Here is a 13,520-nt window from a genome sequence, read left to right on the forward strand (position 1 = left end):
CCCTTCACAGGAGAAACTATGCTGCCAGCTCAATCAACCCGATTAAACAAATACATTAGCGAGAGCGGGATCTGCTCACGTCGCGAGGCTGACCGTTACATTGAACAAGGTAACGTGTTTCTTAACGGCAAACGCGCCACCATCGGCGACCAGGTGGTGCCTGGCGATGTGGTTAAAGTGAATGGTCAGGTCATCGAACCGCGTGATGCTGAAGACCTGGTGTTTATCGCGTTGAACAAACCGGTTGGGATTGTCAGTACCACGGAAGACGGTGAGCGGGACAACATTGTTGATTTCGTGAACCACAGCAGCCGTATCTTCCCGATTGGCCGTCTGGATAAAGACTCACAGGGGCTGATTTTCCTCACCAACCACGGCGATCTGGTCAACAAGATCCTGCGTGCCGGTAACGATCACGAGAAAGAGTACATCGTGACGGTGAACAAGCCGGTCACGGACGAATTTATTCGCGGCATGGGCGCCGGCGTGCCGATCCTCGGCACCGTCACGAAAAAGTGTAAGGTGAAGAAAGAAGCGCCGTTCGCGTTCCGCATTACGCTGGTTCAGGGCCTGAACCGCCAGATCCGCCGTATGTGCGAGCACTTCGGTTATGAAGTGACGAAGCTGGAACGCACGCGCATCATGAACGTCAGCCTGTCAGGCATCCCGCTGGGCGAGTGGCGCGATTTAACGGATGACGAGCTGATTGAACTCTTCAAGCTTATCGAGAATTCCTCGTCCGAAGCGAAGCCGAAGGCCAAAGCAAAACCGAAAACCCAGGCGATTAAGCGCCCGGTGGTGAAGGCGCCGCAGGCGGAAGATAAGGGGCGAGGCAAGCCGGGTAATGGAAAACGCTTTACCCAGCCGGGACGCAAAAAGAAAGGGCGCTGATTAGCGCCTTCCACGTGTAGACGTTGTGGCCGACCAGGAAAATGTCGCCTCTGTATCCGGTTTATAAGCCTGCTCTTTTTTCAGCTTGCGGGCTTTTTTCGCCGCGGCGTCACGCTGCGCCATCAGCTTATCGATGTACTCTTTTTTCACCTGATTGGTTTCGGCGTTCGTCAGCGTGCGGCCATGTGCGATACGGGCGCGGTCGAGAAGCGTTTTCAGTTCGCGCTGCTCGGCTTCCGTCATGTCTTTCTGGGTCAAACGTGGTGTAGCCATTGCTGAAGCCTCCTGATAGAGAGGCTTCAGTGTAAAGCAAGCCGCGCAAATTAACCCTGCTTCACCGCATCTTTTTTCGTTTGTTCATCAATCGGTTTGCCGGACCAGTAGCCTGCCAGCAGCGAGCCGGAGAGGTTATGCCAGACGGAGAACAGCGCGCCAGGCAGGGCCGCCAGCGGGGAGAAGTAGATTTTACCGAGCGCCGCCGCCAGGCCGGAGTTCTGCATGCCTACCTCGATTGCCAGCGTGCGGCAGGTAGATTCGTCAAAACCGAACAGCTTCCCACCCCAGTAGCCGCCCAGCAGGCCAATCGTGTTATGCAGCACCACGGCGATGATCACCACAAAGCCCACGGAGGCAATGTGCGATGCGGAACCCGCCACCACGGCGCTGATGATCGCCAGAATGCAGACCATCGAAAACGCAGGCAGGTACGGCTCAACGGCCTTCACCACGCGCGGGAAAAGATGGTGAATGACCAGCCCCAGCGCAATCGGGATCACCACAATCTGCAGAATGCTGAGCAGCATGCCCATCACGTCCACCTGAATATGCGCGTCCACGTACAGGCGGGTTAACAGCGGTGTGGCAACGACGCCCACCAGCGTCGAAACGGACGAGATCGTGACGGAGAGCGCCACGTCGCCTTTCGCCAGGTAGATCATGACGTTGGACGCCGTGCCGCTGGCCACGCTGCCCACCAGCACCATCCCGGCCGAGAGATCGGGCGGCATCTTAAAGGCCATCGCCAGCAGCCACGCCGCAAGCGGCATCACCAGGTAGTGCAGGAAGATCCCTGCTGCGACGGGCGCAGGGCGAGACAGCACGCGTTTAAAGTCGTCGATTTTCAGATGCACGCCCATACCGAACATGATCAGCATCAGCAGCGTGGCGACCCACGGACCAATGCCCGTGAACGTAGCGGGGGTGTAATATGCGAGTACGGAGAGCAGCAGCGCCCATAACGGGAACAGCCGCGTAACGACGGATAACATAGTGGATTCCTTGCAGTATTGTCGTGTTGTTTAGTTATGAAAAAGCCGGGTCTGTGCCCGGCTTATAGGTATTATTTATCGTGCTAACGAATTTTATTCAAACAAATTCTGATGAAGTTTCTGCACGACCTGCTCGGCCTGATCGGCAGGCACCAGGAAGCAGAGGTTATAGCTGGATGCGCCGTAGCAGATCATGCGGATGCTGAACGGGTCGAGCACGCCGAACACCTCTTTACCCACGCCGCAGGCGCGCGACAGCTTGTTGCCGATGATGGCAACCAGCGCCAGGTCTTCTTCCACTTCCACGCGGCACAGCTCAGACAGCTCAATCAGCAGCGACTGCGTCAGCAGCGTGTCGCCGGTGGAGGTCGAGCCGGTGGTGTCCAGCGTTAGCGCAATGCTCACTTCAGAGGTGGTGATCAGATCCACCGAGATATTGTGGCGCGCCAGAATGCCAAACACTTCCGCCAGGAAACCGCGGGAATGCAGCATATTGTGGCTGTGGAGCGTCACCAGCGTCTGGCGACGACGCAGGGCCAGGGCGCGGAAAAGCGGTGGGTTTTCCGTTTTCTTGCAGACCAGCGTCCCGCCCGCTTTGGGATCTTTGCTGGAGCCGACGAAGACCGGAATATCGCTGCGCACTGCAGGCAGCAGCGTTGCAGGGTGCAGCACTTTCGCGCCGAAGGTGGCCATTTCCGCCGCTTCTTCAAAGGCGATCACATCAATACGTTTAGCCGCGGAAACGACGCGCGGGTCGGTGGTGTAAATGCCCGGAACGTCCGTCCAGATATCCACGCGCGTTGCATGCAGGGCTTCGCCCAGCAGCGCGGCGGTGTAGTCGCTGCCGCCGCGGCCAAGCGTGGTGGTGCGGCCTTTCGCTTCACTGCCGATAAAGCCCTGGGTGATCACGATACCGTCTGCCAGGCGTGGTGCCAGCTGCTGATTGGTCAGCTCCGCCAGCGCCTCAACGTCCGGCTCGGCACGACCAAAGCGATCGCTGGTACGCATCACTTTACGCACGTCAAACCACTGCGCCTGAACGTTACGCTCGCGCATGATTTCGACAAACAGCAGGGTGGACATCAGCTCGCCGTGGCTGACCAGTTCGTCGGTCAGGGCGGTGGAGGTGGCCAGAGAAGCCGCTTCTGCCAGAGTGGTAATATTTTCCAGCAGACGCTCCACTTCCTCGCGGATGACGTTCGGGTTCTGCAGACGCTCAAGAATGTCGAACTGAATTTTGCGCAGTGCATCCAGCTTCACGAAACGTTCTGTCGCTTCCAGTCCTTCAGACAGAGAAACCAGCAGGTTCGTCACGCCGGCGGATGCAGACAGCACCACCAGGCGGGTATTCGGATCGGCCAGCACCACATCGGCGCTGCGGTTCATGGCATCGTAATCGGCCACACTGGTGCCGCCAAATTTGGCGACCACAAAACTCGTCATAACAACCTCGTGTCAGGGAATGAATAAGCGACCTTGGCACAAGAGTGAAACGAAAACAGGTGCAGGCGCAAAATACGGCCCTATAAATAAAATGCGGGGGAGGTCCTGTCAATGCTGGGATTATGCGGATTTTTTATGGGGGGGTACCCCTGAGAAACAGGACTTATAACAGCGCCAGATTTTATGCTCCGTTTTAGGGCTTTTTGACCGACATTTCGCCGCCCCAGGAGGCTCCGTCAGCAGCTATACTTTTCGGGTCTTTTCACCTGTGTTTGATGTAGGCCAGGGCAATGGCATAAAAACCATCACAATTTTTATTTGCAGGCGCTACAATCGACCGCAGTCACAATTCTCAAATCAGAAGAGTATTGCTAATGAAAAACATCAACCCAACGCAGACCGCTGCCTGGCAGGCACTCCAGAAACATTTTGATGAAATGAAAGACGTCACCATCGCGGATCTGTTCGCGAAAGATGCCGATCGTTTCAACAAGTTCTCCGCGACCTTCGACGACCTGATGCTGGTGGATTTCTCTAAAAACCGCATTACCGAAGAGACGCTGGCAAAGCTGCAGGATCTGGCGAAAGAAACCGAGCTGGCGGATGCCATCAAATCCATGTTCTCCGGCGAGAAGATCAACCGCACCGAAGACCGTGCAGTGCTGCACGTGGCCCTGCGTAACCGTAGCAATACCCCAATCATCGTTGACGGCAAAGACGTCATGCCGGAAGTGAACGCGGTGCTGGAAAAGATGAAAGCCTTCTCCGAAGCGATCATCTCCGGAAGCTGGAAAGGCTACACCGGCAAAGCGATCACCGACGTGGTGAACATCGGTATCGGCGGTTCTGACCTCGGCCCGTTCATGGTGACCGAAGCGCTGCGCCCGTATAAAAACCACCTCAATATGCACTTTGTGTCTAACGTCGATGGCACCCACATCGCCGAAGTGCTGAAGAACGTGAACCCGGAAACCACCCTGTTCCTGGTTGCGTCCAAAACCTTCACCACTCAGGAAACCATGACCAACGCCCACAGCGCGCGCGACTGGTTCCTGAAAACCGCGGGCGACAACAAGCACGTGGCGAAACACTTCGCGGCGCTGTCTACCAACGGTAAAGCGGTCAGCGAGTTCGGCATTGATACCGCGAATATGTTCGAGTTCTGGGACTGGGTCGGTGGCCGCTACTCCCTGTGGTCTGCGATCGGTCTGTCCATCATCCTGTCCGTGGGCTTCGACAACTTCGTTGAGCTGCTCTCCGGCGCGCACGCGATGGATAAACACTTCTCCACTACCGCGCCTGAGAAAAACCTGCCGGTACTGCTGGCGCTGATCGGTATCTGGTACAACAACTTCTTCGGCGCTGAAACCGAAGCGATCCTGCCTTACGACCAGTACATGCACCGCTTCGCAGCCTACTTCCAGCAGGGCAACATGGAATCCAACGGTAAATACGTTGACCGTAACGGCAACGCGGTGGATTACCAGACTGGCCCAATCATCTGGGGCGAGCCGGGCACCAACGGTCAGCATGCCTTCTACCAGCTGATCCACCAGGGCACCAAAATGGTACCGTGCGATTTCATCGCCCCGGCTATCACCCATAACCCGCTGTCCGACCACCATCCGAAGCTGCTGTCGAACTTCTTTGCGCAGACCGAAGCGCTGGCGTTCGGTAAATCTCGCGAAGTGGTTGAACAGGAATACCGTGACCAGGGTAAAGATCCGGCAACCCTGGACCATGTGGTGCCGTTCAAAGTGTTCGAAGGCAACCGCCCAACCAACTCCATCCTGCTGCGCGAAATCACGCCGTTCAGCCTGGGCGCGCTGATTGCCCTGTACGAGCACAAGATCTTCACGCAGGGTGCCATCCTGAACATCTTCACCTTTGACCAGTGGGGCGTTGAGCTGGGCAAACAGCTGGCAAACCGTATTCTGCCAGAGCTGGGTGACGATAAAGCGATTGCCAGCCATGACAGCTCGACAAATGGTTTGATCAACCGTTATAAAGCATGGCGCGCGTAATTAAAACGTCATGAAAACGTGCCGGCTTAATGCCGGCATTTTTTTATCGGATAATTCCTGATGTCTGTTAGTTAACTCAAATTCTGAATCTGAGTTTAATCCGAAAAAGACGCTTAACCCGTTAATTCCTGCGGTTTATTTTAAGAAAATACGTAGTAATCCATTAATATATTTATATTATAAATTATTGATTTTTATAATTTATATATTAATGCTATTTGTCTTTCATTTCCATTTTAACCATTAGTCCGAAAACTCCATCCCTATTTCCCCTTACGGCAAACCCACGGCACTAGTTGTGTATACTCGATTCCGCCTGAAATTCTTTTCGGGCAAATCTCCATTCATTCATTGAAGGGAAATTGTTATGAAGAAAGTACTGTATGGCATTTTTGCCATATCTGCGCTTGCGGCGACATCTGTCTATGCAGCTCCGGTTCAGGTCGGGGAAGCGGCAGGTTCGGCTGCGACGTCTGCGTCTGCGGGTAGTTCTACCGCAGCCAGCGCCAGCACCGTAAGTTCAGCCGTGGGTGTCGCGCTGGCGGCAACCGGTGGCGGTGATGGCTCCAATACCGGAACCACGACCACCACGACAACCAGCACCCAGTAATAGCGGGTGTTTTAATCATAACCACACTTCGGTGTGGTTATTTCGCCCCTTCGGAGAAGAGTCGTGAAGCGACCTGCAATCATTCTGATTTGCCTGCTGCTGCAGGCGTGCTCGGCCACCACCAAAGGGCTGGGAAACTCACTGTGGGAAAGCATGTTCGGTACACCGGGCGTGCATCTGACCGATGACGAACTTCAAAACATGCCCTATGCCAGTCAGTACATGCAGCTAAACGATGGCCCGCAGCTGTTTGTGGTGCTCGCTTTCGATGAAAACGGGCAGCAGAAATGGGTGACGCAGGATCAGGCCACCATCGTGACGCAGCATGGCCGTATCGTGAAAACCCTGTTGGGCGGCGATAACCTGCTGGAGGTGAATAATATCGCCGACGACCCGCTAATCAAGCCGAACCAGATCGCCGACGGCGTAAGCTGGACGCGCACGATGGGCTGGACCGAACATAAGCAGGTGCGTTACGCCACGGCACGCTCGACCTTCCGCTGGGACGGCACGGACAGCGTGAAAGTCGGCAGCGACGAAACCCGTGTCCGCGTGCTGGATGAAGAAGTTACCACCGACCAGGCCACCTGGCACAACCGCTTCTGGATCGACGAGGAAGGGCAGATCCGCCAGTCCCTGCAGTATCTCGGTGCCGGATTCTTCCCGGTGAAAACCACCCTGATCAAGGCGGCGAAATCATGAAAACGCTCATCCACGTTGCGCTTATCGCCAGCCTCGCCGCGCCGCTGGCATGGTCCGCAGGGACTGTGAAGGTCTACACGCCGGACAGTGAAAAACCCAAAACCTTAACCCACGCTGAGCATCTGCTCGATCTCGTCGGACAGCCAAGGCTCGCCAACAGCTGGTGGCCGGGGGCAGTGATCGCTGAACGTCAGAAGACCGCTGAAGCGGAACAACAGCACAAGGCGCTCCTTGCCAGGCTGACGGGGTTAGCGGAACAGGAAGATGGCGACGACGCGGCGGCGATTAATAGCGTTGGCCAGCAGCTGCAGACGCTGAAGGTGACGGGCCGTCAGAACGTGAACCTTGATCCCGACGAAGTGCGCGTTACGGAAAAGGGTAATCCCACGCTTGAAGGGGAGTATACGCTCTGGCTGCCGGAGAAGCCGACGACGGTGACCGTAATGGGGCTAATCAGCAGCCCGGGTAAAAAGCCCTTTACGCCCGGTCGTGACGTGGCGAGCTACCTCGACGAGCAGAGCCTGCTGAGCGGTGCCGATAACAGCTACGCCTGGGTGGTTTACCCTGACGGGCACACGCAGAAAGCCCCCGTCGCTTACTGGAATAAACGGCATATCGAACCTATGCCGGGCAGCATTATTTTTGTCGGTTTTGCCGACCATTTCTGGACGAAGGCGTATGACGGGCTTAACGCCGATATCCTTCACTCCCTGATTCAGCGGATACCGGAATAATGAAAAAAACCTATCTCTACAGCATGCTGGCGCTCTGCGTGAGTGCCGCCTGCCATGCAGAAACGTATCCGGCACCCATTGGCCCGTCTCAGTCAGACTTCGGCGGCGTCGGTTTACTGCAAACGCCCACCGCGCGTATGGCGCGCGAAGGGGAAATTAGCCTTAACTACCGTGATAACGACCAGTATCGCTACTACTCCGCCTCGGTACAGATGTTCCCGTGGCTTGAAACCACGCTGCGCTATACCGACGTGCGTACGAAACAATACAGCAGCGTAGAGGCGTTCTCCGGCGATCAGACCTACAAAGATAAAGCCTTCGACGTCAAGCTGCGCCTGTGGGAAGAGAGCTACTGGATGCCGCAGGTGTCCGTGGGCGCCAAAGATATCGGTGGTACCGGTCTGTTTGATGCGGAATACATCGTGGCCAGCAAAGCCTGGGGACCGTTCGACTTCTCGCTCGGCCTGGGATGGGGCTATCTCGGCACCAGCGGTAACGTGAAAAACCCGTTTTGCTCCTACAGCGACAAATACTGCTATCGCGATAACAGCTATAAGAAAGCGGGCTCCATTAACGGAGACCAGATGTTCCACGGTCCGGCGTCGCTGTTTGGCGGCGTAGAGTATCAAACGCCCTGGCAGCCATTACGCCTGAAGCTGGAGTATGAAGGGAATGACTACTCGCAGGACTTCGCCGGGAAGATTGAGCAGAAGAGCAAGTTTAACGTCGGCGCCATTTATCGCGTCACCGACTGGGCCGACGTTAACCTCAGCTACGAGCGCGGCAATACGGTGATGTTTGGCTTCACGCTGCGCACCAACTTTAACGACATGCGGCCGCACTACAATGATAACGCGCGCCCTGCATACCGGCCGGAGCCGCAGGATGCGATTCTGCAGCACTCCGTGGTGGCAAACCAGCTGACGCTGCTGAAATACAATGCCGGCCTGGCGGATCCGAAGATTCAGACCAAGGGCGACACGCTTTACGTCACCGGCGAGCAGGTAAAATACCGCGACTCACGGGAAGGGATCGAACGCGCCAACCGGATCGTGATGAACGATCTCCCGGAGGGGATCCGAACGATCCGCGTGACGGAAAACCGTCTCAACCTGCCGCAGGTCACAACCGAAACGGACGTTGCCAGCCTCAAGCGCCATCTGGAAGGCGAGCCGCTCGGGCATGAGACCGAGCTGGTGCAAAAACGCGTAGAGCCGATCGTGCCGGAAACCACCGAGCAGGGCTGGTATATCGACAAATCGCGCTTCGATTTCCATATCGATCCGGTGCTGAACCAGTCCGTGGGCGGGCCTGAAAACTTCTACATGTATCAGCTGGGCGTCATGGCGACGGCGGATCTGTGGCTCACCGACCACCTGCTGACCACCGGCAGCCTGTTCGGCAACATCGCCAACAACTACGACAAATTCAATTACACCAACCCGCCAAAAGACTCGACGCTGCCGCGCGTGCGCACCCGCGTGCGTGAGTATGTGCAGAACGATGCTTACGTGAACAACCTGCAGGCCAACTACTTCCAGTACTTCGGCAACGGCTTCTACGGCCAGGTGTACGGCGGGTATCTGGAAACCATGTACGGCGGCGCGGGGGCGGAAGTGCTTTATCGTCCTGTCGACAGCAACTGGGCGTTCGGGGTGGATGCCAACTACGTCAAGCAGCGTGACTGGCGCAGCGCGCAGGACATGATGAAGTTCACCGACTACAGCGTCAAAACGGGCCATCTGACCGCCTACTGGACGCCGTCGTTCGCACCTGACGTGCTGGTGAAAGCCAGCGTCGGTCAGTACCTGGCGGGCGATAAGGGCGGCACGCTCGATATCTCTAAACACTTCGACAGCGGCGTCGTGGTGGGCGGCTACGCCACCATCACCAACGTCTCGCCGGACGAATACGGGGAAGGGGACTTCACTAAAGGGGTCTACGTGTCGATTCCGCTGGATCTGTTCTCGTCAGGCCCAACCCGCAGCCGCGCGGCGATTGGCTGGACGCCGCTGACGCGTGACGGGGGTCAGCAGCTTGGACGTAAGTTCCAGCTGTATGATATGACGAGCGATAAGAACATTAACTTCCGCTGATGCTTCACGCCGGGCGGCACCGCGTTTGCCCGGCCTGCTCTTTTGTAGGCCCGGTAAGCGCAGCGCCACCGGGCGAATCACAAGCGGCGTAGTAGCCTCGCCGGGTTACCGGCATAGACACCTTTCTCGACGATCGATTTTGTTACCACGCTCCCTGCTCCAATCACCGCACCGTCGCAGATGGATACCGCCAGAATGGTCGCTCCACTGCCTATCGAAACATCATTCCCCACGGTAATATGGCCCCAGCTCTCACGGTCAGCGTTCGGTTTCCCCTCCCGAAACATATCGTTGGCAAACATCACGCCATGGCCAACAAAGCAACGCTGACCAATAGTGACATACTCGCAGATGAAGGTGTGCGACTGGATTTTGCAGTCGTCACCGATGCGCGTATTGCCCTGGATTTCAACAAACGGGCCGACGAATACGCCGTTGCCCAGCACACAGTCGTAAAGGTTAGCAGGCTCATATACGATCACATTGTCGCCACAGGTCACGTTGCGAACCCCGGTTTGTTTACGCTCCATCGGTTTTCTTCCTACATAAAACATAATTAAAAAATATAGATCCCCGTCACATTTTTGCGTTATACAGGAACCTCGCCCTGGAGAATGAGGTGCTGTATGACATCCCTGACTCGCCCGCGCGTTGAGTTCATCTCAACTATCCTCCAGACCGTGCTGAACCTCGGTCTGTTGAGCCTTGGCCTGATACTGGTCGTCTTTTTGGGTAAAGAGACGGTGCATCTTGCGGATGTACTGTTCGCCCCTGAACAAACCAGCAAATATGCGCTGGTGGAAGGCCTGGTGGTCTACTTTCTCTACTTTGAATTTATCGCCCTGATTGTGAAGTACTTTCAGTCCGGATTTCACTTCCCGCTGCGTTATTTTGTCTACATTGGGATCACTGCGATAGTGCGGCTGATCATCGTCGATCATAAATCCCCGCTCGACGTGCTGATCTACTCGGCGGCGATCCTGCTGCTGGTGATCACCCTCTGGCTGTGCAACTCGAAGCGGCTGAAACGCGAATAAAAAAATGGCGCTCCGAAGAGCGCCTAACAACAGTCACAAGTTTACTCTTCATATTTTACGCTGCTGATGCGTTGGCTGCGTTCGCTCACCCCAGTCACTTACTTTAGTAAGCTCGTGGGGATTCACTCACTTGCCGCCTTCCAGCACCGCAAAATATTTTGAGTATTGGGTCAATACAATACGTCTAAAGTTGAGGGTTGCAGTGGCATAACAAAATGAAACTTAACCTTTCACACCGCCCGCCGTCAGGCCGTTGACCAGCCAGCGCTGCGCCAGCAGGAACACCACGGTAATCGGGATGGCGGAAAGCACGGCCGCCGCGGCAAAGTCGCCCCACAGGTAGTTTTGCGGGTTGAGGTATTGCTGCATACCTACGGCCAGGGTGTAGCTGTTCACATCACGCAGTAACAGTGAGGCAACCGGTACTTCGGTGATCGCAGCGATAAACGACAGGATAAACACTACCGCCAGAATCGGCACCGACAGCGGCAGCAGCACCAGGCGGAACGCCTGCCACGGGGTTGCGCCATCCAGGGCGGCCGCTTCTTCCAGCGAGCCGTCGATAGTTTCGAAATAGCCTTTAATGGTCCATACATGCAGTGCGATACCGCCAAGATAGGCGAAGATCACGCCGCCGTGGGTGTTCAGGCCGATAAAGGGTACGTACTGGCCCAGACGGTCAAACAGGGCATACAACGCCACCAGCGACAGCACGGCCGGGAACATCTGGAAAATCAGCATCCCTTTCAGCAGCGTCGCTTTGCCCGGGAAACGCATGCGGGCGAAGGCGTAGGCGCAGGTGGTGGAAAGCGCCACGATACCAATGGCGGTAATGCCTGCTATTTTCACCGAGTTCCACAGCCACAGCAGCACCGGGAACGGCGGCGGCGTGACGCGGCCATCCGCGTGTTCCACGCTGAAGCCCAGCGCGAGCTTCCAGTGCTCCCAGGAGATTTCGTCCGGGATCAGGCTCCCCGTCGCGAAGTTACCCGAACGCAGGGAGATGGCGATAACCATCAGCAGCGGGAACATGATCGCCGCGATGAAAATCAGCAGGCCTAAGTGCGTCGCCAGGAGGCGCAGTTTCTGAGATTTGGGTTGTACCATTGCCATGATCGATGCCCTCCTTAGTCGAATTTCATACGTGTGGCTTTCAGGTTCACAATCGCCAGAGCGCCTACCAGCAGGAAGATCAGGGTGGCAATCGCTGCCGCCAGACCGAAGTCCTGGCCGCCGCCGCCTTCGAAGGCGATACGGTAGGTGTAGCTCACGAGCAGGTCGGTATAGCCTGCTGGCGTCGTGGTGCCAAGGCGGTCCGGGCCGCCGTTGGTCAACAGCTGAATCAGCACGAAGTTGTTAAAGTTAAAGGCGAAGCTGGCAATCATCAGCGGCGTCAGCGGCTTAATGAGCAGCGGCAGCGTAATTTTAAAGAAGTTCTGGAACGGGCCCGCGCCGTCCATCGCCGAGGCTTCGTACAGATCGTCCGGGATAGCCTTCAGCAGGCCCATGCACAGGATCATCATGTACGGATAACCGAGCCAGGTGTTCACGATGATAATCATCGAGCGAGCGGTGGTCGGGTCGCTGAACCAGGCTGGTTTGATGCCGAACAGGGCGCTCAGCATCATGTTGATTTCACCGAAGCTCTGGTTAAACAGCCCTTTGAAAATCAGAATCGAGATAAACGACGGTACGGCATACGGCAGGATCAGCAGCACGCGGTAAATCGCTTTGCCTTTCAGGGATTCCCACTGGACCAGGCAGGCAAGCACCATGCCCACGGCCACGGTCAGGATCACCGTCAACACCGAGAAGACCACCGTCCAGACGAAGATGGCGAAGAACGGCTTCTGAATGCCTTCGTCGGTAAACACACGGGTAAAGTTGTCCCAGCCGATGGTGACGGTATAGCCAGGGCTGAGCTTGTCATCACCCCATTTGCCGTCGGCAGTAATGGACTGATAGAAACCAATGTCGTTATTCGGACGATATTTCACGCCGCTCTGGTTGTTGGTCAGCGTGCCGTCGTCCGCCAGGGTATACAGCGGCTGCGTGCCGGAGAACTGGCGCAGCGAGCTCATGGTCACCTTGCTTTCGTCTGGCAGCACGGCGGTGAGCTGGGTCAGCGCCTGACGGTTCTGGGTAATGACGCGCAGGTTGGCTCGTTCACCTTCCGGCAGGGCCTGTGCCTCTTTTAAGGCCAGCTTCTGCTCGCTGCCAAATTTGAACGCGTCGGAGACATAGTATTTGCTGCTTGCTTCGTCAGTAAGCGCTAACTTCCACTCGTTACCGTCAGGATACAGGCCGAAGTTAAAGGTCTTGCCTGCCTGATATGAGCGATCCAGCAGGACCTGCTGCGCGCGTTCCTGCGCAAGCTGGTTGGTGCTGCTGTAGTTGGTAAACGCAATGGCGATGGTACAAATCAGCGGGAACAGAACAAACAGCCCCATCCCGGCCACGCCCGGGTAGACATAGCGCCAGGCATAGGCTTTACGATTAGCGAAAATATACAGGCCAGCAGAGCTTAAAATCAGCGTCATGATGGCAAACAGATATTCCCCTTGTACGTACATTAAAACAACAAGGTAACCCACCAGCAGACACAGCAGACCTATCGCTGACCACTTCAGCGCGTCGCTTTGCCACCAGCGTTTCTTTTTAATGACATCCATGGGGTTTTTCCTCTACAACGTTTGATCTTTTCTCCCTCTCCTG

At 56.1% G+C, this 13,520-nt stretch carries 13 protein-coding genes; 7 read left to right on the forward strand and 6 right to left on the reverse strand.

Annotated elements, in window-relative coordinates; genetic code table 11:
• The first annotated feature begins 18 nt into the window (after positions 1–18).
• Positions 19–891, forward strand: a complete 873-nt coding sequence (gene rluF / locus WM95_RS01385) for a 23S rRNA pseudouridine(2604) synthase RluF (RefSeq protein WP_059445337.1) — start codon at positions 19–21, stop codon at positions 889–891.
• On the opposite strand, the gene WM95_RS01390 is transcribed toward rluF, so the two are convergent.
• From WM95_RS01390 to lysC, 3 genes are all read right to left on the reverse strand, one after another.
• Entirely contained in the window at positions 892–1,164 is a 273-nt protein-coding gene (locus WM95_RS01390) for a DUF3811 domain-containing protein (protein ID WP_059445336.1), read from the reverse strand.
• Positions 1,165–1,214: 50 nt separating this feature from the next.
• Complete coding sequence (gene panS / locus WM95_RS01395; RefSeq protein ID WP_023309995.1) at positions 1,215–2,159, reverse strand: ketopantoate/pantoate/pantothenate transporter PanS; 945 nt, start codon at positions 2,157–2,159, stop codon at positions 1,215–1,217.
• A 93-nt stretch (positions 2,160–2,252) separates the two neighbouring features.
• Entirely contained in the window at positions 2,253–3,602 is a 1,350-nt protein-coding gene (lysC, locus tag WM95_RS01400) for a lysine-sensitive aspartokinase 3 (protein ID WP_023309996.1), read from the reverse strand.
• 374 nt (positions 3,603–3,976) lie between these two features.
• Between lysC and pgi the strand changes: the two genes are divergently transcribed.
• The 5 genes from pgi to WM95_RS01425 all read left to right on the forward strand — a co-directional run bounded on the left by pgi (position 3,977) and on the right by WM95_RS01425 (position 9,768).
• On the forward strand, positions 3,977–5,626 hold the full coding sequence (gene pgi / locus WM95_RS01405) for a glucose-6-phosphate isomerase (RefSeq protein ID WP_023309997.1): 1,650 nt from the start codon (positions 3,977–3,979) through the stop codon (positions 5,624–5,626).
• 367 nt (positions 5,627–5,993) lie between these two features.
• Complete coding sequence (gene yjbE / locus WM95_RS01410; protein ID WP_008503423.1) at positions 5,994–6,236, forward strand: exopolysaccharide production protein YjbE; 243 nt, start codon at positions 5,994–5,996, stop codon at positions 6,234–6,236.
• A gap of 63 nt (positions 6,237–6,299) precedes the next feature.
• Positions 6,300–6,938: a YjbF family lipoprotein gene (locus tag WM95_RS01415; RefSeq protein WP_063408497.1), complete on the forward strand. Its 639-nt coding sequence runs from the start codon at positions 6,300–6,302 to the stop codon at positions 6,936–6,938.
• Positions 6,935–7,672, forward strand: coding sequence for a capsule biosynthesis GfcC family protein (locus WM95_RS01420; protein ID WP_063408496.1), 738 nt, complete (start codon positions 6,935–6,937; stop codon positions 7,670–7,672). Before WM95_RS01415 ends, WM95_RS01420 begins: the two co-directional genes overlap by 4 nt.
• Positions 7,672–9,768, forward strand: coding sequence for a YjbH domain-containing protein (locus WM95_RS01425; protein ID WP_063408495.1), 2,097 nt, complete (start codon positions 7,672–7,674; stop codon positions 9,766–9,768). The genes WM95_RS01420 and WM95_RS01425 overlap by 1 nt, the downstream gene beginning before the upstream one ends.
• 77 nt (positions 9,769–9,845) lie before the next feature.
• Here the strand turns inward: WM95_RS01425 and WM95_RS01430 are convergent, their stop codons facing one another.
• Entirely contained in the window at positions 9,846–10,298 is a 453-nt protein-coding gene (locus WM95_RS01430) for an acyltransferase (protein ID WP_045355214.1), read from the reverse strand.
• A 96-nt stretch (positions 10,299–10,394) separates the two neighbouring features.
• Here WM95_RS01430 and psiE point away from each other — a divergent pair, with 96 nt between their 5' ends.
• Complete coding sequence (psiE, locus tag WM95_RS01435) at positions 10,395–10,805, forward strand: phosphate-starvation-inducible protein PsiE (protein WP_000202963.1); 411 nt, start codon at positions 10,395–10,397, stop codon at positions 10,803–10,805.
• A gap of 222 nt (positions 10,806–11,027) precedes the next feature.
• Here the strand turns inward: psiE and malG are convergent, their stop codons facing one another.
• Positions 11,028–11,918, reverse strand: coding sequence for a maltose ABC transporter permease MalG (gene malG / locus WM95_RS01440; protein ID WP_023310002.1), 891 nt, complete (start codon positions 11,916–11,918; stop codon positions 11,028–11,030).
• A gap of 14 nt (positions 11,919–11,932) precedes the next feature.
• Complete coding sequence (malF, locus tag WM95_RS01445; RefSeq protein WP_063408494.1) at positions 11,933–13,477, reverse strand: maltose ABC transporter permease MalF; 1,545 nt, start codon at positions 13,475–13,477, stop codon at positions 11,933–11,935.
• Between the last annotated feature and the right edge of the window lie 43 nt (positions 13,478–13,520).

The sequence above is a fragment of the Enterobacter cloacae complex sp. ECNIH7 genome (assembly GCF_002208095.1).
GTDB lineage: Bacteria > Pseudomonadota > Gammaproteobacteria > Enterobacterales > Enterobacteriaceae > Enterobacter > Enterobacter cloacae_M.